This window comes from Mesorhizobium sp. M0701 (genome assembly GCF_040320365.1).
GTDB lineage: Bacteria > Pseudomonadota > Alphaproteobacteria > Rhizobiales > Rhizobiaceae > Mesorhizobium.
In genome coordinates, this window is record NZ_JAMYPO010000031.1 from 55,833 (window position 1) to 81,516 (window position 25,684).

General features: G+C 60.2%; 23 protein-coding genes and 5 pseudogenes. 17 read left to right on the forward strand and 11 right to left on the reverse strand.

Translation table 11 applies throughout. The features are described from left to right. Positions 1-140: 140 nt before the first annotated feature. From NKI24_RS24880 to NKI24_RS24900, 5 genes are all read right to left on the reverse strand, one after another. The gene (locus NKI24_RS24880) at positions 141-1,301 is read right to left on the reverse strand and encodes an HNH endonuclease signature motif containing protein (protein WP_352749147.1); all 1,161 of its coding nucleotides are present in this window, start codon (positions 1,299-1,301) and stop codon (positions 141-143) included. Between the two features lie 198 nt (positions 1,302-1,499). After that, complete coding sequence (locus tag NKI24_RS24885) at positions 1,500-3,071, reverse strand: hypothetical protein (protein ID WP_352749150.1); 1,572 nt, start codon at positions 3,069-3,071, stop codon at positions 1,500-1,502. 219 nt (positions 3,072-3,290) lie between these two features. Further along, complete coding sequence (locus tag NKI24_RS24890; RefSeq protein ID WP_352749152.1) at positions 3,291-3,803, reverse strand: GNAT family N-acetyltransferase; 513 nt, start codon at positions 3,801-3,803, stop codon at positions 3,291-3,293. A gap of 11 nt (positions 3,804-3,814) precedes the next feature. Then, complete coding sequence (locus tag NKI24_RS24895) at positions 3,815-4,696, reverse strand: ImmA/IrrE family metallo-endopeptidase (RefSeq protein ID WP_352749154.1); 882 nt, start codon at positions 4,694-4,696, stop codon at positions 3,815-3,817. Then, entirely contained in the window at positions 4,693-5,016 is a 324-nt protein-coding gene (locus NKI24_RS24900) for a helix-turn-helix domain-containing protein (protein ID WP_352749157.1), read from the reverse strand. Before NKI24_RS24900 ends, NKI24_RS24895 begins: the two co-directional genes overlap by 4 nt. A gap of 251 nt (positions 5,017-5,267) precedes the next feature. Here NKI24_RS24900 and NKI24_RS24905 point away from each other — a divergent pair, with 251 nt between their 5' ends. The 7 genes from NKI24_RS24905 to NKI24_RS24935 all read left to right on the forward strand — a co-directional run bounded on the left by NKI24_RS24905 (position 5,268) and on the right by NKI24_RS24935 (position 10,602). Continuing rightward, complete coding sequence (locus NKI24_RS24905; RefSeq protein WP_352749195.1) at positions 5,268-6,137, forward strand: AAA family ATPase; 870 nt, start codon at positions 5,268-5,270, stop codon at positions 6,135-6,137. Then, positions 6,134-6,589 (forward strand): CBASS system Cap8 protein, encoded by a 456-nt coding sequence (locus tag NKI24_RS24910; protein ID WP_352749159.1) that lies wholly within the window; start codon positions 6,134-6,136, stop codon positions 6,587-6,589. Before NKI24_RS24905 ends, NKI24_RS24910 begins: the two co-directional genes overlap by 4 nt. 2 nt (positions 6,590-6,591) lie before the next feature. After that, a complete protein-coding gene (locus NKI24_RS24915; RefSeq protein WP_352749161.1) occupies positions 6,592-7,092 on the forward strand; it encodes a hypothetical protein in 501 nt (166 codons plus the stop codon). Then, positions 7,089-7,970 carry a CBASS oligonucleotide cyclase gene (locus NKI24_RS24920; protein ID WP_352749164.1) on the forward strand — a complete coding sequence of 294 codons (882 nt, stop codon included), beginning with the start codon at positions 7,089-7,091 and terminating at the stop codon, positions 7,968-7,970. The genes NKI24_RS24915 and NKI24_RS24920 overlap by 4 nt, the downstream gene beginning before the upstream one ends. Positions 7,971-7,979: 9 nt before the next feature. Then, positions 7,980-9,488 carry an SAVED domain-containing protein gene (locus NKI24_RS24925; RefSeq protein WP_352749167.1) on the forward strand — a complete coding sequence of 503 codons (1,509 nt, stop codon included), beginning with the start codon at positions 7,980-7,982 and terminating at the stop codon, positions 9,486-9,488. A 206-nt stretch (positions 9,489-9,694) separates the two neighbouring features. Next, complete coding sequence (locus NKI24_RS24930) at positions 9,695-10,081, forward strand: hypothetical protein (protein WP_352749169.1); 387 nt, start codon at positions 9,695-9,697, stop codon at positions 10,079-10,081. After that, on the forward strand, positions 10,078-10,602 hold the full coding sequence (locus NKI24_RS24935) for an RES family NAD+ phosphorylase (protein ID WP_352749171.1): 525 nt from the start codon (positions 10,078-10,080) through the stop codon (positions 10,600-10,602). Before NKI24_RS24930 ends, NKI24_RS24935 begins: the two co-directional genes overlap by 4 nt. Positions 10,603-10,645: 43 nt before the next feature. On the opposite strand, the gene scpB is transcribed toward NKI24_RS24935, so the two are convergent. Both scpB and NKI24_RS24945 read right to left on the reverse strand, forming a co-directional pair. Beyond that, a complete protein-coding gene (scpB, locus tag NKI24_RS24940; protein WP_352749174.1) occupies positions 10,646-11,365 on the reverse strand; it encodes an SMC-Scp complex subunit ScpB in 720 nt (239 codons plus the stop codon). Positions 11,366-11,370: 5 nt separating this feature from the next. After that, a complete protein-coding gene (locus tag NKI24_RS24945; RefSeq protein WP_352749198.1) occupies positions 11,371-12,387 on the reverse strand; it encodes a DUF1403 family protein in 1,017 nt (338 codons plus the stop codon). A 168-nt stretch (positions 12,388-12,555) separates the two neighbouring features. Here NKI24_RS24945 and NKI24_RS24950 point away from each other — a divergent pair, with 168 nt between their 5' ends. Genes NKI24_RS24950 through NKI24_RS24960 form a run of 3 tightly spaced genes read left to right on the forward strand, consistent with a single transcriptional unit; the run spans position 12,556 to position 14,350 of the window. Continuing rightward, on the forward strand, positions 12,556-12,813 hold the full coding sequence (locus NKI24_RS24950; protein WP_023804176.1) for a type II toxin-antitoxin system VapB family antitoxin: 258 nt from the start codon (positions 12,556-12,558) through the stop codon (positions 12,811-12,813). Continuing rightward, a complete protein-coding gene (locus tag NKI24_RS24955) occupies positions 12,813-13,199 on the forward strand; it encodes a type II toxin-antitoxin system VapC family toxin (RefSeq protein WP_023804175.1) in 387 nt (128 codons plus the stop codon). The genes NKI24_RS24950 and NKI24_RS24955 overlap by 1 nt, the downstream gene beginning before the upstream one ends. A gap of 2 nt (positions 13,200-13,201) precedes the next feature. After that, the gene (locus NKI24_RS24960; protein ID WP_352726224.1) at positions 13,202-14,350 is read left to right on the forward strand and encodes a site-specific integrase; all 1,149 of its coding nucleotides are present in this window, start codon (positions 13,202-13,204) and stop codon (positions 14,348-14,350) included. 254 nt (positions 14,351-14,604) lie between these two features. Here the strand turns inward: NKI24_RS24960 and NKI24_RS24965 are convergent, their stop codons facing one another. Further along, positions 14,605-16,266 carry a tannase/feruloyl esterase family alpha/beta hydrolase gene (locus NKI24_RS24965; protein ID WP_352749178.1) on the reverse strand — a complete coding sequence of 554 codons (1,662 nt, stop codon included), beginning with the start codon at positions 16,264-16,266 and terminating at the stop codon, positions 14,605-14,607. 139 nt (positions 16,267-16,405) lie between these two features. Between NKI24_RS24965 and NKI24_RS24970 the strand changes: the two are divergent. The 3 pseudogenes from NKI24_RS24970 to NKI24_RS24985 form a co-directional block, all read left to right on the forward strand. Beyond that, positions 16,406-16,603 (forward strand): annotated as a pseudogene (locus NKI24_RS24970) (leucine zipper domain-containing protein); the annotation flags it as partial. Positions 16,604-16,630: 27 nt separating this feature from the next. Continuing rightward, positions 16,631-17,235 (forward strand): annotated as a pseudogene (locus NKI24_RS24975) (Tn3 family transposase); the annotation flags it as partial. Between the two features lie 408 nt (positions 17,236-17,643). Next, positions 17,644-17,898: pseudogene (locus tag NKI24_RS24985) on the forward strand (IS481 family transposase); the annotation flags it as partial. A gap of 3 nt (positions 17,899-17,901) precedes the next feature. Here the strand turns inward: NKI24_RS24985 and NKI24_RS24990 are convergent. Both NKI24_RS24990 and NKI24_RS24995 read right to left on the reverse strand, forming a co-directional pair. Next, positions 17,902-18,399 (reverse strand): annotated as a pseudogene (locus NKI24_RS24990) (transposase family protein); the annotation flags it as partial. 188 nt (positions 18,400-18,587) lie between these two features. After that, on the reverse strand, positions 18,588-18,791 hold the full coding sequence (locus NKI24_RS24995; RefSeq protein ID WP_352644029.1) for a hypothetical protein: 204 nt from the start codon (positions 18,789-18,791) through the stop codon (positions 18,588-18,590). A gap of 199 nt (positions 18,792-18,990) precedes the next feature. Here NKI24_RS24995 and NKI24_RS25000 point away from each other — a divergent pair. Further along, positions 18,991-20,151 (forward strand): annotated as a pseudogene (locus NKI24_RS25000) (IS30 family transposase). Between the two features lie 50 nt (positions 20,152-20,201). On the opposite strand, the gene tyrS reads toward NKI24_RS25000, so the two are convergent. Continuing rightward, a complete protein-coding gene (gene tyrS, locus NKI24_RS25005) occupies positions 20,202-21,461 on the reverse strand; it encodes a tyrosine--tRNA ligase (RefSeq protein ID WP_352749181.1) in 1,260 nt (419 codons plus the stop codon). Between the two features lie 387 nt (positions 21,462-21,848). Here tyrS and NKI24_RS25010 point away from each other — a divergent pair, with 387 nt between their 5' ends. From NKI24_RS25010 to NKI24_RS25020, 3 genes are all read left to right on the forward strand, one after another. Then, positions 21,849-22,115: a type II toxin-antitoxin system prevent-host-death family antitoxin gene (locus NKI24_RS25010; protein WP_023679089.1), complete on the forward strand. Its 267-nt coding sequence runs from the start codon at positions 21,849-21,851 to the stop codon at positions 22,113-22,115. Further along, entirely contained in the window at positions 22,112-22,534 is a 423-nt protein-coding gene (locus tag NKI24_RS25015; protein WP_352480554.1) for a type II toxin-antitoxin system VapC family toxin, read from the forward strand. The genes NKI24_RS25010 and NKI24_RS25015 overlap by 4 nt, the downstream gene beginning before the upstream one ends. A gap of 919 nt (positions 22,535-23,453) precedes the next feature. Then, positions 23,454-25,520: a carbamoyltransferase family protein gene (locus tag NKI24_RS25020; RefSeq protein WP_352693514.1), complete on the forward strand. Its 2,067-nt coding sequence runs from the start codon at positions 23,454-23,456 to the stop codon at positions 25,518-25,520. The last annotated feature ends 164 nt before the right edge of the window (positions 25,521-25,684 follow it).

The window sequence follows — 25,684 nt, forward strand, 5'->3', positions numbered from 1 at the left end:
GCATTGTCCTACGACTGGGCTGCCGTGTTCTTCCAGCGGGTAAGCCGCGTAAGCTTTGTCATTGGCAAGCTACACAGGCAACGGGACGGCGGGCGCATCGATCCAAGGGGGACAGTTTGAATCTCGTTCAGCGCGCCATTCTAGGAATAGTCGTCTATGGTCTCCGCGTATGCATCGACGGATCCCCCGATCGCGACGAAATGCGCCTTCATTGCGCCTTCGAGCGTGAAGAATGTCCCTCCGGATTCATGGCAGAAAACGTCACCTTCCAGGAACACGCGCGCGTGACTCCAGTCCTTCACTCCGGATGGCATGCTGCAAACGACGGACAGCATGCCGTCGGGCCCTGTTGCCGCCGCTGAGACAACATTGTCACCATAGCGGTTACGGGCGAACACGGTGCCTAACTCAAGACGCGCGAGGTACTTCGCCAGCGCGTCAACCGACACCGTTGCAGGACACTGCGGAAACTCTGTGGGCGTGCGCCAGCGACGCTGTATCGCGCCAGCCGTCAGCGACGGAATATCGATCGGCTCCGGTGGCAGCGCCACCGCTGCACGGCGGCGACGCGGCGCGTCTCCTTGTCCTGCCCCCGACTCGAACACCGGCACATCTAGCGCCTCGCGTTGGGCTGCTTCCACACTGGCGACAACGTGCACGCCGGAAGCCTGAGCAATCTGCAACGGCGGCTCCGCTATCGGCGCGTAAAGCCAGTTTCCAAGGGCCCCGCCTCTTCCCAATTGCTTCGTCTCTGCCCACGCGAGCAGCCGGGTACGGCTCTCCTGCGCCTGTTCACGAGTAACGACTTTCATCCAGTCCCAGTGAGGGATGGTGCAGGCGCCCGGGTTCTCGAAGAAGGCGTCAAGCGATCCGAAGGCAATCTCGATGCGGGCGCGCGTGATCGGATTGAGAAGGATGTTCTCAAGCCTTGTCACCCAGCGCAGATTATCCGCACGGTTGTTCAGCCGGTTGGTATCGATGTGATCGACGACATGCTCCGGCGAAGGCTGCGGCCCGTGAAACGCGGTCGCCACTATCCGGTGGACGACATGGCCGCCGCTCTCGAAATAGCCGGAGTGCCTGTTGAGCGTGCCGAACGTCCAGAAATCATCGAGCTTGCGTCGCCTGACGTCTGGCCGGGCATGCCGGAGCACTGCGCCATTGTCGCGCACGCTATAAATTTCGTCCTTGAACAGGACGTCGCATTCCGTCTCAAACAAGAGAAGTATTTCAGCAAGCGGCGGCTGCTCAGCAGTCGAATCCAGTGCTGGCATCCGCGCAAACAAATCCGTGTCGTGCATGGCACGCCTCCTTCGATTGTTCCGGGATTTCATCAGCATTCCCAGTACATACTGGTGCTGGATTATTTACGGCCGCAGTACTCGAACGGTGCCAGGCGCAGCCTTATGCTCACATGCACATGTGAATTCTGCGGGTTGACCAGACCTCTGTCAAGACCGGCCATTTCGAACGTCCCGAACCGTAGTCCAGGCTGCTGCCTATAGCTCCGCCGCGAGCGCCTCGGCCAGCCGGCCGGTGTCATTCTGCCTGCCCTTATTGCGCCGCGCGGCCCTCGCCAGCGGGTGTCGGAAATAGTGCTCGTTAAGCGTCTTTCTGATCGCGGCATTGGACGCCTTGTCCGCGTACTTCTTCAGCGCCTCGCCACCTTTCCAGTCCAGCCTGATATCCGCGCGGGGCGGCTGGGCGGCGAGCCACGCCAGCGCGTCGTCCGCGAAAGGCCCATTCGTCCAGATCTCAAAGGTGAGCGCCTTGCCCTGAAAGCGGCCCTCCATCCGCAAGATGCCATGCAGGAGCGGCACGCGGTCATCGTGCCATTTCTGCACCTCTTCCAGGCTGACCCTTGCGCCCGGAATCTTGGATTTGCACTCGACGATCAGGACGCCCTTATCATCGGGGCGATCCAGCAGCACGTCGATCTCGGCCGAGCGGCCTGACGCGATGCTCCTCCATTTCTCTCCCGCGCGTAGGTAGCCGCCTTCAACGTCTTTCACGAGGGAGCCGACCACGATTTCGAACAAGGCACCGCGCAGGTTGTTGGCCGCGCCTTCTATCTTGGTCAAGTTCGACAGCACCCGCTCGATATGTTCGGGGTTAACGGACGCGGTCTTTCCGGTGTCGGTCAGCAGGCTGATGAGGTCCCGGAGCGCCTTCGCGACATCCTCCCCAAATAGCTGACTGGTTGTCGTCGCCAGAACGCCCTTCGTCTTGGCAGTGCCAAAGCCCCCGGCGGTAAAGCCGTCGGCGATCAGAAACGGCATGATCGGCGCGACTTTGACAGGCGCCGATGCCTGGTCGTGCTTGCGGACGAACAATGCGACATCGTCTTCCGAAAGTACCGAACGCAGATTGACATCACAAACCACAAAGCCGGGCTTGGCCCCGCCTGCCGCCGCGCGGACAAGCGGCCGCGCATAGCAAGGCGCGGACATATCCCAGGCCACAGATGATACAACCGGGGCCTCCTCGTCATCGCGGATGCGGACCCGGTCAAAACTTCCAAACCCCGTCCGGCGGCACCACTCCTTCATGCCGTAAAGCACGACATTCTCGGCCACGAGACGCGCCCGAACAGTCTCGATGCCATCCTTGTGATAGTGATGCGGCTTGAAGACTACGAATGTCTCGCCCGTGGCTTCATCCGTGACCTCGTCCAGCAAATTGATAGCGGTCAGCCGCTCCAGTACGCGTTCGGGGGACAGTTGCCGAAGACGCGCCGCCGGGCTCCCGCACACTGCGGCGAAGTACTTCTTGGGAAAACAGCCGCCGCGGGCTTTCAGTCCGGTGATCGCAGACCAGTAGGCCTTGCCGTGATCGCGAAAAACCCGCTCCAGCGCCCTCCAGTAGGAGGCATCGCCAAACTGCTCAGACAGGTACACGAAGCGCGCGTTACGAGGAAATCGCAATCCGGCAAGACGGACGACATCGGCTTCGGCCCGGACGATACGTTGCCGCGCGCTCGCATGCGAGACACCCTGCCGCGTCATCTCGGTGATGAGTTCGGTGGAGAGCGAGGGGCCAACACGTTTCAGCAATGCAGGTACGGATTCCAACGTTTGTCTCCGGTCTGTCACACTGCGCTATTTATAACAGCTTCTCTCTACGCGCGTCGATTTTTTCGAAGCCGTCAAAGGCGGCAAATTACCTTTTAATAACAACAATTTAACAATCATCGAAAAAGGGCAAAATTTGTGCTTTGTCACAGCGGCCTTGTCGCAACTGTGTCCAAGAAGGCGTTTCGAGGTTCGCCCTCGACCCAGTCTCGCCGATCCTCAAGGCGCCGCGCGAGGCAGGCGCACGTAAAGAACTATGTCCTGGCCCGCATGCTGGGCTGACGCGTAAGGTACGCCGGATCGCTCGAAATGCAGGTTCTGCAAAACATGGTGCATGGGCTCGTTGTCCAAGCGCGTGGTCGCGTAGAGCGGACCGCCCTCAAGCGCTACCAACGCTGCTTCGATCAACGGAAATGTATGGCCTTTACCCCTATGGGCCGGATCGATGAATATCCAGCCAAGCTCGTGCCCGAAGTCGGTTGCAGCCAGTGGCGACCGTGCGCTCTGGAACACCTTATTGCGATAGGTCGCGAATGGCCGCTTCATGGCCGCTGTCCCTACGATCGACTCGCCATACATGAGCGTCGCCAGTGACAGGGCGCGCTTCAGGCGATTTTGTAGCCCCTGGGCGACCTCGCCCCCGCTCGCCACAAGAGTGGCGAACTGCTCCAGCCCCTGCGCTGAACAGTCTGCGGGCATGAACGCTTTGAATCTATAGGCCGCGGCACACATACGAAGCCCTTTCACCGCCTGGTCATTCGGTCGAACGTGTCCTCTTCGGGCTCGTCGTCCTGCCATGCCCCGCCATCGTTTTCGAGCAGCAACAAGCTGATGACGAAGTCGTACTGTTCCGCGAAAATCGTCATTTCGTGGACCGGCTCAGGGAACCAGACGCGCGGCCCGTGTTTGACGCCGGCCCGCGCGTCAGCCAGAAGGTGTTGCGTCGCGGCGAGCGATGCGGACGGAATCTCGATGGGCCCTTGCGATGTACGGAAATAGGCTCTGGTCTTGAGGGCGCGTTCGCTGGATCGGGCCCAAAGGATGTAGCCGTCGCGGGACACGACAAGCACCGCGCGCCGGTTTGTGTAGTCGAGCCAGCGCAGCGTGGCGGCGATCAGCGAAACACGGTAGCGGTCAGCGCAATGCGCGATCATTTCAAGATCGGCGCGCGCGCCATCCGGTATCTGCCGCCGGTAGTCGTCAAGGGGCATCAGGATATTAGCGGCGAACACGTTCGCCTGATATTCGACCTGTCCGTACTCGCTATCCCATCTTACAACGTCCTGGGACCGACACCGGAAACCCTCGGGATAGGCCTTACGATGCAGGAGATAATGGCCGAGCTCGTGTGCAAGAGTAAAGTTTATCCGGCCCTGAGAGCTGAACGACCTGTTGTAGAAAATGCCCCATCCGCGCTTACGGCTGGGCGCTCTGATGAGCGCGCCGTCAAACCGGGGCAAATCGTCTCCCGTCACGAGCGAGACAGGGTCGTCGGGAAATCGCATTCTTGAATATTCGAGTGCCAGTTCAGGAATGTTGACGGGAAACCGGTCTTTTCCCATCGCCGCATTCATTAGCAAGCTGAGATCTATCGCCCACCTTTGCGGAGAGGGTTCTGCGGTCACTTATCGTCGTCCCACAGTTCAACCATCCGTCTGATCTTGTCTTTGGTTGAGGTGTCCATGTCTCGGTATTTTCTGTAAAACGCTTGATCGGCTGCGTCTTCAACGGTGACGCTGCTGGTGACATCCACCAGATAGTCCGATGTCACGCCCAGAACTGACGCAATCCTTGCGACTTTTTCAGCCGATGGCCGGGGTGGGTTCTTGTTCTCTAGTTCCCAGATATAGCTCTTGCTCGAATCAGTAAGCTCAGCGAGTTTGTCGAGTGTGTACCCTTTCTGCTTTCGGAGGTCTCTGATCTTTGTCCCGAGGGGGCTGCTCACGCCTCATTCTCCTTCAATTTCTGAAAGTTCAGAGTAGCGATATTTTTCGTCCTTGACAACCTTTTGCTCGCCTGTATCATGTTCGGAGTAGCGATACTTCTCGTGACGGTCTTTTTTAGGCTGCCCTATATCAGGTAGCCTGCGCTGAAACAAAACGCTATATATGGACGCCGCCGGGTCGGGGGACTTCCGAACGGGCAAACACGAGTATTGAGGCGCTGCATCCTGTCGCAGCGCCAGAAAAGGTGAGCATGGACGCGATTGTTGAGAACCTGACGCTGCCGCAGCCCGACTTCGAGGTGGCATGGAACACGATCAAGGTGGATGCCGGCGTAAAGGAGCGGCTGGTCGCCCAGTCCCTTCTCTCCCTGCAGCTGCGGCAGCACTATTCGTTCGAGGCGATGCCCATGCACGGCTTGATCGTGCTCTCGGGACCGCCGGGCACCGGCAAGACCACCCTGGCGCGCGGCCTCGCCAATGAGGTCGGCAAGGCCGTGGGGAAGGCTCGCTACATCCAGCTCGACGCCCACGCCTTGGGCAGCTCCTCGTTGGGCAAGAGTCAAAAGGAAGTCTCGAAAATCTTCCAGCAGACCATTCCCGAGTTCGCCGTGCTCGGTCCGACGATCGTGCTTCTCGACGAGGTCGAGACTCTGGCGGCGGACCGGCAGCGCATGAGCCTTGAGGCCAACCCCATTGACGCGCACCGTGCCACCGATGCCGCGTTGGCCGGCATTGATTTGCTTTGCCGGAAACACCGGAACACGCTGTTAATCGCCACAACCAACTATCCGAAAGCGGTTGATCGCGCCCTGCTGTCCCGCGCCGACTGGATCGAGGATATCGGGCCTCCGAACGCCGAGGCCCGCAAGGAAATCATCTTCGACACGCTGGCGCTGCTCGCCAAGAAATGGCCGAAGGTTGAAGGCCTCAAGAGCCACGTCGCGGCGTATATCCACGCATCGGAGGGCATGGACGGCCGCCGTCTGCGCAAGGCCATCGCGGCGGCGGCGGCGATCTCGATCGAGACCGCGAAGGACCTCAACAAACTGAGGCCGGAGCATGTGATCGAGACCTTGAAACGCGCCGCCAGCCAGCCTGACATCCAGGAGAACGCGGCATGAAGGTCCGGCGCGACATAGCCTCGATTCCGAAGCGTTCGGCCGCCGATACGTGGCGGGAGATCGTCAAGCTGATCACCGGTAGCGGGTCCGTCGATGCGGCCAGCCTGACGGCGGCAGCGAGCGTGATGGAATCCCTGATCACCGACGAACACCCGGCGCGCGTGCCGATCGTCGTCAAGGGCGTCGGCTCGCGGCTGGTGATCTATTGCCTGTTCGGCGAGGACGCGATGGATGCCGAAATGGACATTCCGAAGCTGAACTGGAATCCGACTGCGGGCAACTGGGCGATGAGCGCGCCGACGGACGCGGTGGATGTCGCCTGGATGAACAAGACCCTCAAGGAAAGAGCGCCGCGCATTGCCGTCCATGACGTCAATGCAGCGCCAGCGGAGGACGAAGACACTGTCACTGCCTCCCAGGAACTGACGATCGACTGGGGAGCGCTGGGCTGAACATGACCTCCGTAAACACCCTTACCTACGCCCGGACCCAGACGGCCATCTATGTCTCCGACAAGATGCGCTCGCTGATCAGGACGCTGATCCTCAACTACGGGTTCGATCCGCAGAAGCTGATGGACGCGTGGTCCGGCTGGGTGCACGAGGCGGCCCGCGCTTGGATGGAGACCGGCGACCTCCAGAAGTTCGTGATCGAGTTCTACCAGCCCGGTGCCGCCAACGCGTCCGCTCGCTGGGACTTCCCGATCCGGTATGACGGCAAGGACATCGATCAGATGTGGATCGACACCGACTTCCTGAACGGCTCGGTGGCGAAGGCGGCGCGGCCGCCCGCAGGTTGCACCTACCGCATTCTGCTGGTCCCTCGGCTCGGGGCGCGTGATCTGCCCGGAATGAGCGACGCGGCATTTCTGGGGCTGAGCGGCCTGACCGCCCGCGAGGCCGGCACGATTATTGGCACCCCCGACATCATGGCATCAGCGACGTATTACAGATGATCACGACCGAAGAAGCATTCGAGAAATACCGGCAGCGCCTCGAACTTAGCGAGACGGAGCGCCAGAACACGATCAAGCGGCACAACGAGGTTCGCGGCGTCATTCGCGCGGACTTCGCCGTTGATCGTGATCTGCTGACGGGTTCCTACAAACGTCACACCAAGACGAAGCCGTTGAAAGACGTCGATGTCTTCTTCGTCCTCGGCCAGAAGGAGCGCGACAAGTATCGCAGCAAGCCTCCGGCGGAGCTGATCAACGCCTTCGTCACGAGTCTGCGCGGCGCCTACGGCGAAGAAGCCGTCGAGCCCGGTCGCCGCTGCGCCACGGTCGAGTTCGAGAAGAACACCAAGGATGAGGAAGGCAAGGTCCTCTCCATCGACGCGGTCCCCGCCTTCGACATCGGCGACTGCTACGAGATTCCGGATCGTGTCCGGGGAGACTGGGTCAAGACCGACCCGGAAATCCACATGGAACAGGCCACGGCCAAGAACAAAGAACTCGGCGGGAAATGGATTCCGCTGGTCAAGATGATCAAGCGGTGGAACCGGTCGGCTGACAAGCCTATCAAGCCTGCCTTCCTGATCGAGGTCATGATGCAGGACCTCGTCGATGCCCCCTTCACCACCTACCCGAGCGAGGTCAGGCGCTTCTTCGCGTCCGCTCTCGACGGGATAGATCGCCAGTGGCCGGACCCTGCAGGCTATGGCCCGCCGGTATCAGAGCAGATGACGCCGCAGCTGATCGCTGCCGCCAAGGAGAAGCTGCGCGAGGCGGAGATGAAGGCCGCGCTTGCGGTACGGCTTGAAAAGCAAGGCCACCAGGGCCAGGCGATCGCGCTGTGGCGGGAGATCATGGGCAAGTACTTCCCAACCAGTTGAAGGTGCGTGATGGCGGATCAGGTACTGGCACGGCAGCAAGGCGACGATTTCCAGGCGCGTATTTTCTGGCTGGAAGCCGCCAACCTGCTCCGCGATGAATCGCCCGTCAGGATGGTGATGTACGAGACGGGGCCGAAGGCATTTGACGACGTTGTCGTTGACTATACCCGCGAAGGCGCCCCGCAGGATCATTTCGGAAAGCCGATCCTTCGCGACCACAAGCAGTGCAAATGGCATGTTCGCCCGGGCGATTTTGGCTTCAACGATTTTACTATCCCCGAGTTTATAGGCGGCACTTCCGTCTCGTTCCTTCAGCGCGCGCGTGCTGCACAGCTGGCGCATGCTCCATCGGGCGAAGGCGCTCGCTTCCATCTTGTGACGAACTGGGCACCGAAGGAGAAAGACCCGCTCCGCAAGCTGATCCTCAACCAAACGAACGCTCTCGATATCGACTTGATTTTCGTGGGCGGCGCCAACAGCATGATGGGGCAGCTGCGCGACCTTTGGAGCGGACACTTGCAGATTGACAATGATGAACTTCGCCGCCTCCTCCGGACCCTTGGCGTCAACCTGCGTATCCGTTCCGGCGAAGACCTGCGTGAGCAACTGAACGACCGGTTTGCAGCCGTAGGCATGCGAACGATCCCCAGGGATGAAGCGGGCTTCAGCTATGACGACCTGATCAGGAAGTTGCACGCCCAGGGCCGCAAGACGTTCGACCGCAAGACCTTCCGCGAGCTGGTCAATGATGAAAAGCTGCTGGCCGGGCCGAAGGACCTTCCTAAGACGACGATCGGAGTGCGCTCGTTCATGCATCCGATCGACAGCATCGAGGCGCGCGCCACGACGACCCTGAATCTGGTGCCATACTTCGATGGCCGGTTCCTCAAGGACGAGGCCAGCTGGGAGACGGACCTATTTCCGGCGCTGCAGAGCTTCGTATTGGCGGAAGCACAGAAGGGCGACCACATGCGTCTTATCCTTGACGCGCATGTGTCGCTGGCCTTTGCTGTAGGATCGATTCTTAACGTCAAGGCCGGCAAGTCCATCGAGGTTGAACAGCGTACCAACGGCCGACGCTTCTGGAGCCGAGACGACATTCCGCTCGACCTCTTGTGGCCCGGCATTGACGCGACCTTCGAGGAACTAGGCGCGGGAAGCGACCTTGCTGTCGCCATTGGCCTGACGCACGATGTTGCCCCGATGGTGCGGGAATTCCTGAAGGCCAAGCCCGAGATCGGCAAGCTGGTCGTGGTCAGGCTCGCGGGCGGCGCCTCTGGTGCTAGCGTGAAGTCCGGCTCTCACGCTGTGAAGCTCGCCGAAGAAGTTGTGACGACGGTGAGAAATGAGCCGGGCCCTTCGATGCTGCACTTGTTCATTGCCGCGCCGAACGGCTTCACGTTTTTCCTCGGCCAGCATCAGGCCGTTCTCGGCGCCGCGACAGTTTACGAATGGGATTTCGAGGGAACTCGATCGAAGACTTACAGCAAGGGACTTACTCTCCGACAAGCTGGCTGAGCGTGACGTATGCGCGGATGCCTCTCGAATTCGGCTTGGAAGGCGGGTTGCCGTAGCGCCCAATGTTTGCAATGGCCGAGGCGCGAACAACGAACGGCTTCGTGCACGAGAATGGAGCCGTGCGATCCTTTCTTGAATGGCCTCTGTTCGCTTGCTATGCGTAGGAATGTGCATATATTGTGCGTATGAGAGGTCGGAGATTTGCCATGACCCACGCACAGCTCGCGCAGTCCAAAGTTATCTCAGGCTTCGTCGATAGCCTTCAGGAGCCGCGCACACCTTATATCTCACCGAAGCGCCTGTCACAGGCGCTGGGCGTGAAGGTGGCCAACCTGGCGCAGTTGACCGGCGTCCACCGCAACACACTCCGTAACCCGTCATCGGAGCGCTTGCAGGGTCGGATGCGGGAGATGATCAAGGTGATTTCTGCCGCGACGGAACTCACCGGCGACATCGACAAGGCGATCTACTGGTATCGCAATGAGCCGATCGCCGACTATGGCCATCGCACCGCGGCCGAGCTCATCGCCGGCGGCGAGGTCGAGGCAGTTCTGGCATTCATCCGAGATATCGAGAACGGGGCGCGCGGGTGAAGGTCACCCGCATCGGTCCAGATGAGATCTTTCATCGCTATCTGACACCCAAATGGGCCTTCCTGCCAATCAGTGGTGCGGGCGCCGCAATCGATGGCGGTCGCTTCAATCGGCCAGGCGTTGAAGCACTCTACCTGTCCCGTTCGGCCCAGACGGCGCTCGAGGAATATAAGCAGGGTGCTAGTATCACCCCGCCCGCCACCCTCGCCGGCTACAAGGTCACGCTTGCCGAGGCCGCCGATCTATCACAGGGATTCGACCCGGGTATCTGGGACCCTGCCTGGCAGGCATGGGATTGTGCCTGGCGCCAGATCGCCCGCATCGACAAGAAAATTCCGCCATCATGGAAGCTTGCGGACTTGGCCATCACCGCCGGGCTTCGCGGCATCCTATTTCCGTCGCTGCGCCATGCCGGCGGCACCAACCTGGTAATTTTTCCCGCCAACCTTGTCGAGGGCGACAAGGTCACGGTTCACGATCCCGATCACCGGCTGCCGCACAACCAGTCGTCCTGGCCATGAGTTCTTCGGCTGTCTCTGAAGGCGCAACACTGGAGCGACCAGCTCAAAACAATTGGTTCTCAACGTCGGCGTCCTCTGCCCCTTCTTCGCCGTCGACGAGACCTGCGGGAATATCCCCGGCGAGCAGCTTTTTCTTCGACAGCAGCCCGGCGTCCTCGAGTGCCTCAAAATCCGGCAGGTTGCGTAGCGTGTCGAGGCCGAACTCGAGCAGGAATTCTTTGGTCGTGACGTAGGTGTAGGGCGCACCCGCCGTCGGACTGCGCGGGCCGGACGCGATCATGCCGGCGCCGCGCAGATGGCCGATCAGATCGCGCGAAATCTCCTTCCCAAAAAAGCTCGAAAGTTCGGCGCGGGTGATCGGCTGGAAGTAGCCGATGCACATCAGCACCAAAACCTCCGACTGCGTAAGGTCGGCCGTCTTCCCACTTCCACCGACAGCAGCGCGGATGGCATCAGCATAGGCCGGCCGGGTCAGGTGCTTCCAGCCGCCGGCGACGGCAACTAAATCATAGGGACGACCGCGCAGCCCCTCGCGAATGTCGTCGATCAAAAGATCGATGCTGCAGCTCTTGCCGACGACCCGCGCAAGAACCTCACGTGTCACCGGTTCGCTGGCTGCAAAGATCGTTGCCTCGACGCGCTGCATCCATTCGCGCCAGCGCGCCTCCGGCGGAAGATGATCCAACTCCCGATCAAACAGGCGGTCGCCTGATCGATCGTCATATGGCTGGTCCTTCCGTCGTCTGCGCGTCGCCTCGGCCATGGTCGTCACAGCCCGTAAATACGGAACGTTGGTCGGCCGGACATCTCGCGGACGGCGCCGAACTCGACCAGCCGGTCGAACAGGCGGCGCAGCCCACGGTCGCTCATGCCTGCGATCTTTTCGGATGCCACGATCGCATCGTCGGACAGGAGCTTGCCGACAACAGCGTCCGCTGCTTTGGCTCTAAGCTTCGGCGTGACGGCAAGCAGCCGGTCCGCGCGTCGCCCGAGTTCGGCGTGAAGATCAATTGCGCGCAACGCAGCGCGTGCCTGCGCGGCAAGCAGGCCTTTCGCACGCTCGCGATCTGTCTCAATGCTTGTCGCGACAGAGCTGGCTGCCGATCGACGCGGGCGGGCGCTGGTGCCCAAGGCCGCATCGGCGCCCAGCAGCGGCACCGCATGCGCCCAACCCAGCCGTTGCGCCAGCAGGGCATCGGCGAGCCAGGCTCCAAGGACGCGGCCGAAGCCGTGTCGTTCGGCGGCCCTGAAGGCACCGTTCAGGATCCCGACCACATCGGTGCCGTTGCCGAGTTGTCGTAGCGCGGTCGACAGATCGCTAACGGCCTCGTCGTCACGGGCGTGACCGAGATCTTCCAGCACCGCAGCGAGGTTTTTCGCCGTCAGCAATTCCTCAGCCGGCCGGGCCGCCAGCCGACGCCAGGCGAGGAGCAAAAGACCGGCGGGCCCGACATTGTCGCCCGGCCGCGTGAGCAGCACGGCATCGCGCAGCGAGCTCTCATCCTCGACGCGGCCGGCCTGCTTCGCAGTTGCCGCAGCCGCCGAAAGCGCCAGCCTCTGCCGCCAGGCGCCGGCCCATCGCTCCTGCCGGCGGACCACCGCATCGAGCGCGCCGATGGCGGCGCCGGCAACCAGCGCCACATCCTCAACGTCTTTGCTCGCAAGGCCTTGCGCCTCGGGGACCGCGCGACGCAGCCATATCGGAACGTGGGCCGTCGGCGTGGCAGTTGTCGCTCCAGGAAGCGGCCCGGGGTGGCGGGGAAGAGATTTGGGCCGCAGAATCATCGCGAGCAGAATGAATCGTGGCGGCGCTTTCTGCAAGCTATAAAGCACGAAACCGCCGCGCCTGTGGAGGAACAATAACGAGCGATAATGTTGCATTATCGTTCCTAATTGACAGAAATCAAAAGATTAGGTAGAAATTGCCAAAAAGGTAGAAATTCGGAGCCTCTCGTGTCCCTGAATATCAAAAACCCGGCCACCGTCGCTCTCGCCGACGAACTCGCGCACCGCCAGGGTATCAGCAAGACGGCAGCCATTCACCAGGCGCTGAGCGAGCGGCTGCATCGAATGGGTTACGGTGACGTGGCCCAGGAGCGCCTGCTCGGCGAGTTGCGGGCGATCCGGGAAAGAGTGGCGCGATTGCCGGAACTCGATCATCGCAGTGACGAAGAGATCGTCGGGTATGACGAGCACGGCATTCCGAACTGATGGTGATCGACACCTCCGCGATCGTCGCGATCCTGCGCAACGAACCAGAAGCCTTGAGGCTTGAGAAGGCGCTCGTCACCAACCAAATCCGCCTGGTCCCGGCAACCTGCGTGCTCGAGGCGCGCATGGTGCTGGTCAGCCGGCGCGGCGAACATGCGTTGGCCGAGATCGATCTGTGGCTCCGCAAGATCGAGGCCGACATCATCGCCGTGGATGCCGATCTCGTCGATGTGGCAACGCAGGCTTGGCTCACCTACGGCAAAGGCCGCCACCCGGCCGCCCTGAATTTTGCCGATTGCCTTTCCTACGCGTTGGCCAAACGGGCGGATGAGCCCTTGCTCTTTATCGGCAATGACTTTTCCCAGACGGATATCGAGGCAGCATAACGATGGCTGGCGACGGTGCGGGATCAACTGCAGCGCCCCGAGGGGACGATCTTCCCGACATCATCGATGTCGTGATGGAAATGGGACAGCATCCACAGGAGGGCGAAAAATCCCCCTCCCCTCCCCTGCCGCCTATGCACTCACGGGGACATGGTAGCCTTCCCGGCCATCTGGAAGAGCTTGCCGGCCACGCCCGCGACTATGTCAAGGCGGCCAGCTCGGCCAATACACGGCGCGCCTACGCCGCCGACTGGAAGCATTTTTGCGCCTGGGCGCGCCGGCAGGGTCTGGAAGTGCCCCCACCTGATCCGCAGACCGTCGGGCTCTACATCGCCGCCTGCGCGTCCGGAAAGGTAACAGGGGAGAAAAAACCAAACTCTGTGGCGACGATCGAGCGTCGCCTTTCGTCACTGTCCTGGAACTTTTCGCAGCGAGGCGAACCGCTGGACCGCAAGGACCGCCACATCGCAACGGTCATGGCCGGCATCCGCAACACCCACGCCTCCCCTCCCCGGCAGAAGGAAGCGATCCTGCCCGAGGATCTGATCGCCATGCTCGAGACCCTCGACCGCGGCACGCTGCGTGGTCTGCGCGACCGCGCCATGCTGCTTCTGGGTTTTGCCGGTGGGCTGCGGCGCTCGGAAATCGTCGGGCTCGACATTGGTCGCGACCAGACCGAGGATTCTTCGGGCTGGATTGAGTTTTTTCCTGACAAGGGCGTGCTGGTGACCCTGCGCGGCAAAACCGGTTGGCGCGAGGTCGAGGTCGGCCGCGGCTCCTCCGACGCCACCTGCCCGGTGGCCGCTCTGCAGACGTGGCTAAGACTGGCGCACATTGCGCACGGACCGCTGTTCCGGCGCGTTGCTGGTCAAGGCAGAGCGGTCGGTGTCCATCGCTTGAACGACCAGGAGGTCGCACGCCTGGTCAAGCGCACGGCGCTCGCAGCCGGCGTGCGTGGCGATCTGTCGGAGGGCGAACGCGGTCAAAAGTTTGCTGGCCATTCGCTGCGCGCCGGCCTCGCCTCCTCGGCCGAGGTCGATGAGCGCTATGTGCAACAGCAGCTCGGTCACGCCTCGGCCGAGATGACTCGAAAGTATCAGCGCCGGCGCGATCGTTTCCGCGTCAATCTCACCAAGGCGTCCGGGCTCTGAAAAGCCCCCTCCCCTGCCTCGTTTTGTCCGCTGGGATGAGGCGGTCAGATCTCAGGCGATAACAATACCTCCTCGAGCACAGCGAGCGCTGTATCCAGACTATCGGCGGCCGACGCTTCGTAGTCAGGCATGATCATCAACTGCGTTATGGCACGGCCCACAAATTCCGGGTTTAGCTTTTCCAACCGATCCTTGGTCCGGGAGACCTGTTCCGGGAATGCGCGCAGATTGAAGCGAACAAATGACGAGGTCTCTTATCCCCGACACGAATAGCTCGCGATCTCATCGGGATTTCCCTTACCGTCATAGGCAGCTTGAGTGGGATAAGCGCAGATCGGCTGGTGCTTGCCAGGGAATGCCTTGCTGCCAGCCGCGAGAGAGTCCGGAGCCTTGTCTTGGTTTATCCAGCCCTCGATGGCGGCCAAAGGATCAAAGTCGTCGAAGGCTTGGCCATCGCCGCAGTGGGTCATCCCCGGGATTATGAACATGCGCACGAAACGGCGAGTCGCTTCCAAATCGCCGCCGCCTGTGACCTCGACGACTTGCTTGTACCAGCGCACCAGATCGTTGGCCGAGAAGACCGGATCGGAAAGTCCCTGAAACAAGAGCAGCTTTCCACCGTGGGCAGCGAAGCTGGCGAGATACGTGCCGGTCGCATCATTGAGCTTGGCCGTATCCGCAACGCGTGCCGGATCCTTGTCGAAGTCGAACTTCAGGGGGTCAAAATTCGGCGCCGGGGGCGTCATGAAGTAGTATTGAAGCGAGCGGGCTCCCAGAACGATGTTGTTTGCATCCGACTGGGAAGTGGGGGATTTGCCCAGCTTCCACATTCTCCAGTCCGCGCCCGCAACGCCCGTATCATATGGCCAATCGCTGTAAAGCTTTTCGCCATCGGAGCTTTCCGGACCCGCGAACGCGCGGCTCATGGCCTGCACTTGACCAGCCGTGAGGCAGCTGTCCGTCTTATCGCCTTGGCAGGACAGGACCTTTGGGTCGAACCGGCACTGCTGCCAGGCGTTGATCACGCCATCCTCAATGCCATCGCGGGCATCACAGGCAGCGAGAACCGCGTTGGCGACGAGGTTCAGATCCTGCTGGGAGAAGGCGCGGGATAGAATGGGATGGCCGGCCTCATCCTTGGGAGCGATGCTCATGTACTCGCGAGTATCCCAGGCTTGGGCAATGTTGGCGGCACTGAGACGAAAACCCGGGCTACCTGCAACAATCCCGTCGAACTCGAGCGGATATCGCTGAGCCGCTATCAACGCCTCACGACCGCCATTCGAGCATCCCATGAACACCGACTTTTTCGGAGCCGCCCCATAGAACTTGGCCACCACCTGCTTCGAGACCAAAGTGACTTTGCCAATGGAGGCGTACGCAAAATCAATGCGTGCGGCTTGATCGACCCCGAAAGCCGGATCGGGGCTTGGGTGCCCGCCATCCATGCTTACAACAGCGTAGCCGCGCAAGAGCCCGGGAGCCGCGGTCGAGTTCCGGCAAGGAATGGTCCCGACGGCCGGCGCCAGGAAGCCATCAACTGCGCCGCCGCCCTGGAAAAGGAACATGTCGTTCCAGGTCGTCGGAAGACGCACCTCAAACCGGGTGCCATATGATTGACCATCGACCCCCTGGCGTTTCCCGATAACACCTCGGACAAGGCAGTGCCCGCCCACTTTTACCGCCTGAGGCGAGGCGCCGGTGAATGCAGTGAAGGGATCTGCGGGGATCTCCTGCGGCTTTTGAAGGCTAGCCTCGGTAAAGATCACGCTTGGAATTGTGAGCTTGGCGATGGACCGGCACGCCTGATCCGACGCGTTTGCCGCCAGTGCAGGCGCACATACACATATGATCGCCAAAATCAGTGCCAGGGTGCACCCGCGGTCCCGCAGCTTGAGCCCGTTAGCCAAGAACATACCCATCCTCCCTGGATGCCCCGATAGCCCGAAAGCTGATCGCATTGGTAGCTAGTTGTGAGCTTTCAGAAGGTTATCCATCCGGTCCGAACCGGGAAAGCTGAGGTTGTCGAAGCTTCAGTGATTCCAGTGGGACCGGATGAACATCCATAAGAGTACCCGTGTGACGCCGCTCGGTCGAGAGCGAATTGTAATGCAGGTCGAGAGCGGACAGACGCCTGAGGCCGTCGCCAAAGCCGCAGGCGTCTGCCCGCGGACGGTTCGCAAATGGCTCGACCGGTATCGCGCCGAGGAAATGCCAGGATTGCGGGATCGCTCATCTCGCCCTCATCGGCTGCGCCGGCCGACGCCTCAGGCGGTTATTGAGACGATCGAGCGGCGCGGTACCCGTGATCTGCGGGATTGGCTTTTCGATCAGGCTGAAGATGCCAGATCGAACGAGGACCTTGCTCGCGTTTTGTCGCGCGGTGGAGGGAGACTTTGACTATCTTGCCAGCCGTGTCGACAATCGAGCGCTTGTGCGCGGACGCCCTGGTCGACGCCGAGCGCCGGATCGAAACGCGGATTGCGGAAAAGCTGGATGCTGGTGCGCGCGAGCGGTTGGACGGGCTTCTGACCGAAATGTTGGCCGGTAACATAAGCCGCTTCATCTTGCTTCGCAAGTTCGAGCTCGGCAACAATTCCGCGGCGGCAAACCGGCTGCTTGACCGACTGGAGTTCCTGCGCGGTGGGTCTTGATCCGCAAGTGCTCGCCGGCATCCGCAACACCGCATCGCTCGCCTGCGTCGGCAGGGTGAGCGCTATTTCACCGATGGCTTGCGCGATATCAGCTCGGATCGACGCTGGGCGATCCTTGCCGTTTGCGCCGTGGAATGGGAGGCGGCGGTCGCCGATGCCGTGGTCGAGACCCATGACCGGATCGTAAGGAAGACCTGGCGAGAGACTAAGGAGGAAACGGGCTTGACGCTGCAGAGGCTCTATTCGGCCGACATATGCGAGCAATTCTATGAAGCGGACCGCGACGCCATTAGCCTCCTGCCGGTTTTCGTGGGTTTCGCGGGGTCGACAGAGACGGTGCGACTGAATGCCGAACACAGCGAGTTTCAGTGGGTCCCCTTCGATCAAGCGGTCAACATGGTTCCGTTTGCCGGGCAGCGGAACGTGCTCAGGCACGTCCAGAAAGAGTTCGTCGAGCAAGAGCCAAATCGCTGGCTGTTAATTCATCCGCCACGCTAGGCAGCCGGGACGACGCGAGCGGCCGATTCCCACCCCTCCGGGCCGTCAGGGAAGGTGGAAAATCGACCCAAAGCGTCCTCCAAGCGGCGAATTTCGAAGTAAGTTTTTCCGCCTTGCTGGAACCCTGCACCTTCATAGAAGGCGGGCAAGATGGCGGTGGCCCGATTCCTTCGCAACCTGATCGCGACCGTGCCCTATGCCATCCATACCATTCTGACCGACAACGGCATTCAGTTCACCAACCGGACCTGCGAGCGGCATGCCCTTCAGCACATCTTCGACGGCATCTGCGACGAACATGGCATCGAGCACCGGCTCACAAAGATCAACCATCCCTGGGCGAACGGCCAGGTCGAGCGGATGAATCGGACCATCAAGGACGCCACCGTCAAGCGTCGGGTGCAATTCCGCATAGGCGAATTTCGACGTCCGATCGATGGCCACGAAAAGGCGCAGCTTGCCCTCGGCGGTCTGCACCTCGGCGAGGTCGATATGGAAATAGCCGAGCGGATAAGCGTTGAACTTCTTCCTGGCCGGCTTGTCGGCGTCCTGCGGCAGCCGCGAAATGCCATGGCGCTGAAGGCAGCGATGCAACGACGAGCGCGTCAGATGCGGGATCGAGGGCTGTAGGGCATAGATGCAATCATCCAGCGCCAGCAACGTGTGCTTGCGAAAGGCGACGATCACCGCTTCCTCTTCGAGCGACAGCACTGTCGATCTTGGTTTCTTCGGGCCGGTGGGAAGATCGGCGGTCGAGGTCCGGTTCCTCCACTTTCTAACGGTCTTCTGATCGATGCCGTAGCGCTTGGCCAGCGCTCTCAGGCTCTCTTCACTATGCTGTATCGCTCGACGGACTGCCTCTGTCGTCGTGGCGCGGCGGTGTAGAACCTGTCCCATAGCGCATCCTTTGATTCGGACGGCAATGATGCGCCATTAAAGTCCGGGATCAAACAGCTAGGTACTACCACCGGGCATGCCTCGCCCTGGTGCCAAGCTTTTGAAATGTACCATGAGCGGAATTTTGCCTCGGTAGGGTGCAGTGGCGAATGCGGCCTTTTCGGGAACGATTTCCTGCCAGTCCCAATTCAATTGGTATCCTCGCAAATAATGCGTCCGATTCCACAGCTAGCGTTGCAGAACTGGAAAACCTCGCGCGCAGCGTCGACCACCGACGCGTACCTGTTCAACTCGTTGCGCAGGTCGACAAGGAAAATGCGGTCGCCGCCAATGCCGATCACATCAAAGGAAACGGCCCGCCCATTGCCGCATGGAAGCGTGACAATGCTCACTGCTCGACCTCCTACATGTTAATGATATAGTAGCCAAGCACCCACCCGGCCAGTTTGCTGCCTTTGCCCGGCTCTAACTACCCCCTGAGGAATGTCTCTCGACATTCCTCAGGAACTCGACGCGAATGTCTGCACTATCCGGTGGGCTCAACAGGTGAACGCAACACACTAGTCTTTTGTCAAAGATGGAGTGTGGGGCATGAAGCAGCGACGTCGCATCTATTACTCTGCAGCTCAGCGGTCTGAGATTTGGGATCATTGGCAGGCTGGCGAGTCGATGAGTTCGATCGGGCGACGATTTGATCGGGAGTCCTCGTCGGTCTTTTCGGTGATCTCGCCGACAGGCGGAATTCGTCCGGCCGCTCGGAAACGGGCAAGCCAAGCGCTCAGTCTTAGTGAGCGGGAGGAGATTTCCAGAGGGCTGAGTACCTTCTGTTCGCTGCGTTCGATTGCTCGCCGGTTGGGTCGCTCGCCATCCACGATCAGTCGTGAAGTCCGGCGCAATGGTGGTCCGGATAGGTATCGGGCCGCACGGTCCGATCAGGCTGCCTGGCGGCGGCCCTGCGCCCTAAACTCTGCAAGCTGGCTTGCCGCCCGTTTCTGAGCCGGACAGTATCGGCCAAGCTGCAGCGGAAATGGTCGCCCGAGCAAATTGCCGGCTGGCTCAGGCGCACCTACCCAGGGGAGCCGCATAATCACGTGTCACATGAGACAATCTATCGAAGCCTGTTCATCCAGGCGCGTGGGGTGCTGAAAAAGGAACTGCTTGAGCATCTTAGGGCCAAAGCGCACCATTCGTCGCTCCAAACACGCCAGCCTGAAGCGGAACGGGCTCGGCCAGATCAAGGATGCGGTCTCTATCAGCGAAAGGCCTGCATCCGTTGAAGATCGTGCCTTCCCCGGCCATTGGGAGGGTGACCTGATCGGTGGATCTAGGAACAGCTATGTTGCGACGCTGGTCGAGCGTCACTCGCGCTATGTGATGCTGGTCAAGGTCGCCAACAAGGATACCGAAAGCGTCGTCTCGGCACTGATCAAACAGGCACGGAAACTCCCCGGCGAACTGTACCAGTCGTTGACCTGGGACCGAGGCAAAGAGCTCGCCGATCACCAGCGCCTGACCTTGGCCTCCGACGTCGAGGTCTACTTCTGTGATCCGCGGTCGCCGTGGCAGCGCGGCTCCAACGAAAACACCAACCGATTACTGCGCCAATATCTGCCGCGCGGAACCGATCTATCCCTGCACAGCCAGACTAAGCTCAGCGCGATCGCACGGCAGCTCAATGAGAGGCCGCGAAAGACCTTGCTTTATCAAACCCCAGCTGAAAAGTTCGCGGAGTGTGTTGCAGGGATCAGTTGAACCCACCCCGCTAAGCGGGCAGAATTTCTGCGACAGCATTTGCTGAAACCCTACTTTACAACAGTGTGGCGCTTCCGGCCGAGCGAAAGCCGGATCGGGAGGTCTTGGGACGATATCATTGTATCAATCTCGACGACGTTGCCGTTGATCCGCACACCTCGTCCCGAGATCGCCCTTCGCGCTTCCCCTTTGGAGGAGGTCAATCCGGCGCGTACCAGCAAATCCACAAGGGCTACTCCGGCCAACCCCTCGGCGTCATTTAGATGAAGCGTCGGTAGCCCCTCTGCGGCTTCGCCCTGCCCAAATGCTTGGCTAGCCGTGGCCTCCGCCTGTTTGGCGGCGTTAGTTCCATGTGCCAGGGCCGTAGCTTCGTTGGCGAGACGTTGTTTGACGGCGTTTAGCTCGGTTCCTTCAGCCTGTCCAAATCGCTCGATCTCGTTCATCGGCAGATCGGTGAAAAGCTTCAGAAACCGAACGACATCAGCGTCTTCCGTGTTACGCCAGAATTGCCAGTAATCGTATGGCGAAAGGCGATCTTCGTTGAGCCACACAGCTCCGGCAGCCGTCTTACCCATCTTGACACCTGAAGAAGTCGTCAGAAGCGGCGTAGTCACTCCGAAGACTTCCTTTCCATCCGTCCGCCGTATCAAGTCGATGCCATTGATGATGTTCCCCCACTGGTCGGCTCCACCCATCTGCAAACGGCAACCGGTCCGGCGGGATAGCTCAAGGAAGTCGAACGCTTGGAGGATCATGTAGTTGAATTCTAAGAAGCTCAGATTCTCCTGCTTTTCCAGCCGCGACTTCACACTGTCGAAAGAGAGCATCCGATTGACGGAGAAATGCCTGCCGACGTCTCTCAGCATGTCGATCCAACGAATGCTGTCCAGCCAGTCGGCATTGTTCACCATCACGGCATCCATCGGGCCGTCTCCGAAGACAAGGAGACGGTCAAAGACCTTTCTGATCCCTTCAATGTTGGCGGCGATCCGCTCGTCCGTCAGCATCGGCCGCGCCTCCGAACGGAAGCTGGGATCGCCGATGCGGGTGGTCCCACCCCCAATGAGAACGATGGGTTTATGGCCAGTCTGCTGAAGATGACGAAGCGCCATGATCAGAAGAAGATGGCCGACATGAAGACTGTCAGCCGTCGCATCAAAACCAGCGTAAGCGGGTACGACGCCTGCTTCAAAGGCGGCATCGACACCCGGCAGGTCGGTCCCTTGATTTACATAGCCGCGCTCAATGAGCGTCTTCAAAGCGGCCGAACATGGTTCGGAATGACCGGTTGATAAATCGGGAAGTGCCATAGGGAATCCTCCTGGTATTGCCGCCAGGGGGTCCTCTCAATGAACAAGCCGCCTGACGGCGGCTTGTTTCAAGGCATGATCGAAACGCGCCGCTCCTTATGGAAGCGTCGCATAATAGATTGCAGCGATGGGCGCGGACTTGATCATGTGCCGATGCATAAAGGACTTTATCCGCACCTGCAAGCAATCTGAAATGGCTACTTCGGGGAGCTGCCGAGCCTTTGTCGCGACGATTTTGCAACTGACTTTTGCACCGTCGCAGAACTCAACTTTTGCGACAACATCTCACCAAGGCGTCCGGGCTCTAGAAAAAAGTCCCCCTCCCCTGTTGCGGTCACTATGCATTTTTATATAGTCACCGTAGTCACAATGGTCACGGAGGCCAGAATGCAGTCTGCTCCAAAAGAGGATGCCAACTGGACCGTCGCTCGGGCCAAGGCGCGGCTGTCGGAAGTCATCGAGCGTGCGCAGGCGGCGCCGCAAACGATCACGCGCAACGGTAGGCCAAGCGTCGTTGTCGTCTCCGCCGAGGAATGGCAACGCAAGACGGTGCGCAAGGGTACGCTTGCGGAGTTTCTGCTGGAGTCGCCGCTACGCGGCGCGGAACTCGACCTTGAGCGTCAACGCGATGAACCGCGTGATCTGCCGCTGTGAGGCTACTGCTGGACACGAATGTCCTGTCCGAGGTGACAAGGCCGGCGCCGGACGCACGCGTTCTGGAATGGCTGGACAAGCTCGACGAGGATCGCTCGTTCATCAGCGTGGTGTCGATCGCGGAAATCCGGCGCGGCGTTGCTCTCATGGGCGAGGGTCGGAAGCGTGAGGCGCTGGCCGAATGGCTTGCCCGAGACCTGCCTCAGCGTTTCGAGCAGAGAGTCCTCCCCGTCGACGAGCCGGTTGCTCTGGCCTGGGGCGATCTGATGGGTCTTGCGAAGCGCCGCGGCCGCGGGCTGACGTCAATGGACGGATTGATCGCAGCCACAGCGATTGCCCAGGAGCTCACTCTGGCAACGCGTAATATGAAGGATTTCGAAGGCTTCGGAATAGAGCTCTTCGATCCGTGGACTGCGTGAATCGCCCAGCACCTCATCCCGAATGCTCGAAGCGAATTTCGAAAAAGAAGTGTGGGTTTGCTCTCATACCCTTTGCTGGAATGTTGTGACAGAGCGCATGGAATGCCACGCGCTTCAAATCGGAGTAGCCATCCAGGAAGCCTGAAGCCCTTTGAAGCGCATGTCCGTCAGCTATTCATAGCGTGGATGACTTTGATCGAAACAAACGATTTCATAACTCTTCGGAAATCTTGCATGGACAAAAGCACGTCCGCACCGATCACCCATCCAAGGAGAAAATCTTCCATGCGCCCTGACGTGCAGTGGAGGTCGTGCCGAGAAGTGAGTTGCAACTGGCCGACCATGTCGGCGGTTCGACGCTAGTCGTCCCCAATGTTCCTGAGCTGCGAAGTCTTGCAGGCGAGCCCGCTGCCCAGCGCGATTCTGCTTGTGGGCGGGCTTATTGCCGCAGGCAGATCCGGTCGGCTCGTCTGGGCAGCGGATTGGAGACCCGGCCGGCAGCGCTACCATACAACATCAGCGCACTTTACATCTACGCGGTATTGCCGTGCTTCCAGTCGGTGCCATGTTTGGCCGACGCATGACGCGATGCGGCCTCCTGCACAGCCGAAGGCGTTATCGGATGTGCGACCGGGAAGCAGGTGGACAGTGCAGCACGTGTCACTCGCTGTGCGACGGTCTTTCGGGGAATGAAATCGGGCCAGTTCACGGCGCGGTGATCCAGCCAAGCTCTCGGCGTCATGGAACGGCAGGCGCCACGAGCATCTCATGTTGATTCAGGCGGACCCTTATGAGGCGTTCTTTGATGCCGGGTATGCCTGACAGGCGGTTGCAGCTGCAAGCGACAACGCGGCCTATTTAGTTGGAAACGGTCTGAGGCAGGCCAATTTGGCTTGTCCGTCACTATGTGGAGAAAGAAATGCTGTGTCTAGGAATTAGCGGCGGACTTGACCAAGTCCATGAAAACCGATTCGAGCTTCGGAACGCCTTTATGCACGATGGCGCCGCGGTGCTCGTCCGAGACGGACGGGTGATAGCAGCCGTCGAAGAGGAACGCCTCAATCGGATGAAACACTCCAACAAGCTCCCAATTCGTTCGATTCAATACTGTCTGTCAGCGGCGGGGGTTCAGCTCAACGACATTGATCGTGTCGCGCTCTACGCCAGCGAGCCCTATGCCAACGCCATGCTTGAAAGTATGTCCGCATCCCACCCGGACATTCTCTCCATTCCGTTGAGTGCTAAAACGTTGGTGCAGGATCTGTTAACGCGTGAGTTCGGCACTAAGTTGGACAGTTCGCGTATTTCATTCGTAAGTCATCATCAGGCGCACGCCGTGAGCGCCTTTGCAATGTCGGGCTTCGAACAAAGTCTCATTCTAGCGATTGATGGCTCTGGTGATTTCCTATCGGGCCTCGTGGCGGTAGGGTCTGGCACAGAAATTACGCAACTCGAGGCTTTCCCCGAGAACAATTCTCTTGGGCTGTTTTATCTCGAGACGATCCGCTATCTCGGCTACGGCTTGTTCGACGAGTATAAGGTAATGGGACTCGCGCCCTACGGCGACCCCGCTCCCTATCGCGAGCTCTTCGAGCAGTTCTACGAGCTCTCCGCCAACGGCGGTGGCTACCGTGTTCACCTCGACCGCATCGGTCCGGCGTTGCTCCGCAATATCGAGGTCAGGCGAAAGGGAATGCCCTTCACCCAGCAGCATCGAAATGTGAGTGCGTCACTGCAGGAAGCGCTTGAGCGGATCGTGTTCCACATTCTCCGGCATCACCGTGAGGCCACGGGCATGAAGCGGTTGTGCCTGGCGGGGGGGGTGGCCCACAACTGCACGATGAACGGTAAGCTGCTGTATTCAGGGCTTTTCGAAGACATCTTCGTGCAACCCGCGTCTCACGACGCTGGCTGCGCATTGGGAGCTGCGCTGATAGTCTCTAACGAGATGGGCCGCCCCGCGCCGTGTGAGCGACTGCAGGAGGTCTATTGGGGTCCTGATCTCGGGAGCGAGCGCGCCGTGCAACAGGAACTGAATGCATGGGCCGGACATCTCGAGGTTGAACGCTCTGATGACGTGGCAAGCAGTGCAGCCGACTGGATCGCCAACGGCGCCGTGATCGGCTGGGTGCAGGGTCGTTCGGAGTTTGGGCCACGTGCGCTGGGCAACCGCAGCATTCTTGCCGACCCTCGGCCCGCCGCAAACAAGGACCGGATCAATGCGATGGTCAAGAAGCGCGAAGGCTATCGGCCCTTCGCGCCATCTGTGCTGGAGGAGGATGCGAGCGAATTTTTCGACCTCCCGGACGGTAGGCACGAATTTCCATTCATGAATTTCGTCGTTCGCGTGCGTGACTCAAAGCGCGCCTTGCTCGGTGCCATCACGCACGTCGACGGTACCGCTCGCCTGCAAACAGTATCGCGCAACGCCAATCCCGCGTACTGGGAGGTCATCAATGCGTTCAAGAAGCGCACAGGCACTCCAATTCTGCTCAATACGTCCTTTAACAACAATGCCGAACCGATCGTGGATTCGGTTGCGGACGCAATTGCCACCTTTCTGACGACAGAGCTGGATGGACTTGTCGTCGGGCCCTTCCTGGTAAAGAAGCGGGCTGCAACGCTGCAGGATTGGACTGCGCTTGCGGTTTCGTTGCCGCCCTATGTGTCCCTCCATCAAACCCGCGCTTACAAAGCGCCAGATCGTCGGGAGACTCACTGCGAGATCAGCACGACCCACTTCAGCAGTGACAGTGTGCGAATTTCGCACGACTTGTTTAATCTGCTGATGCGGATTGAGGGCGAAGCCATGTTGGGAGATCTCCTCAATACAATTGCGCCGGATCAGGCTAAGCGTGACGCTGTGATGGAGGGCCTGCGACGACTGTGGGAGCAGCGCCTCGTTCGGTTGCATCCCTCACAAGCTGCTCGCATGGATCAAGACTGCGATCAAACGCTGGACCAGCATAACAGGCTCTCAGCGTGATAGCGATGCCGCTATCCAAGCTCGGCGAATAAAGGTGTTCATCGACGCCCCCCGGCCCCCAACCCCAGGGCGGCCGGGGCCGTAAAAAAAAGGGGGGGTGGGGGCCCAAAATGAGTGTCATTTAAACAAAACAGCAGCCCACCCCCGCATAGGGACAGAGGGTT

Excerpts from the sequence above, each read along its gene's own strand:
- NKI24_RS24880 (WP_352749147.1), bottom strand. The coding sequence starts at position 1,301 with ATGCACGACACGGATTTGTTTGCGCGGATGCCAGCACTGGATTCGACT.
- NKI24_RS24930 (WP_352749169.1), top strand. The coding sequence starts at position 9,695 with ATGACCCACGCACAGCTCGCGCAGTCCAAAGTTATCTCAGGCTTCGTC.
- NKI24_RS24915 (WP_352749161.1), top strand. The coding sequence starts at position 6,592 with ATGACCTCCGTAAACACCCTTACCTACGCCCGGACCCAGACGGCCATC.
- NKI24_RS25010 (WP_023679089.1), top strand. The coding sequence starts at position 21,849 with ATGCAGTCTGCTCCAAAAGAGGATGCCAACTGGACCGTCGCTCGGGCC.
- tyrS (WP_352749181.1), bottom strand. The coding sequence starts at position 21,461 with ATGGCACTTCCCGATTTATCAACCGGTCATTCCGAACCATGTTCGGCC.
- NKI24_RS24925 (WP_352749167.1), top strand. The coding sequence starts at position 7,980 with ATGGCGGATCAGGTACTGGCACGGCAGCAAGGCGACGATTTCCAGGCG.
- NKI24_RS25020 (WP_352693514.1), top strand. The coding sequence starts at position 23,454 with ATGCTGTGTCTAGGAATTAGCGGCGGACTTGACCAAGTCCATGAAAAC.
- scpB (WP_352749174.1), bottom strand. The coding sequence starts at position 11,365 with ATGGCCGAGGCGACGCGCAGACGACGGAAGGACCAGCCATATGACGAT.
- NKI24_RS24920 (WP_352749164.1), top strand. The coding sequence starts at position 7,089 with ATGATCACGACCGAAGAAGCATTCGAGAAATACCGGCAGCGCCTCGAA.
- NKI24_RS24910 (WP_352749159.1), top strand. The coding sequence starts at position 6,134 with ATGAAGGTCCGGCGCGACATAGCCTCGATTCCGAAGCGTTCGGCCGCC.
- NKI24_RS24945 (WP_352749198.1), bottom strand. The coding sequence starts at position 12,387 with ATGATTCTGCGGCCCAAATCTCTTCCCCGCCACCCCGGGCCGCTTCCT.
- NKI24_RS24955 (WP_023804175.1), top strand. The coding sequence starts at position 12,813 with ATGGTGATCGACACCTCCGCGATCGTCGCGATCCTGCGCAACGAACCA.
- NKI24_RS24890 (WP_352749152.1), bottom strand. The coding sequence starts at position 3,803 with ATGTGTGCCGCGGCCTATAGATTCAAAGCGTTCATGCCCGCAGACTGT.
- NKI24_RS24965 (WP_352749178.1), bottom strand. The coding sequence starts at position 16,266 with ATGTTCTTGGCTAACGGGCTCAAGCTGCGGGACCGCGGGTGCACCCTG.
- NKI24_RS24905 (WP_352749195.1), top strand. The coding sequence starts at position 5,268 with ATGGACGCGATTGTTGAGAACCTGACGCTGCCGCAGCCCGACTTCGAG.
- NKI24_RS24960 (WP_352726224.1), top strand. The coding sequence starts at position 13,202 with ATGGCTGGCGACGGTGCGGGATCAACTGCAGCGCCCCGAGGGGACGAT.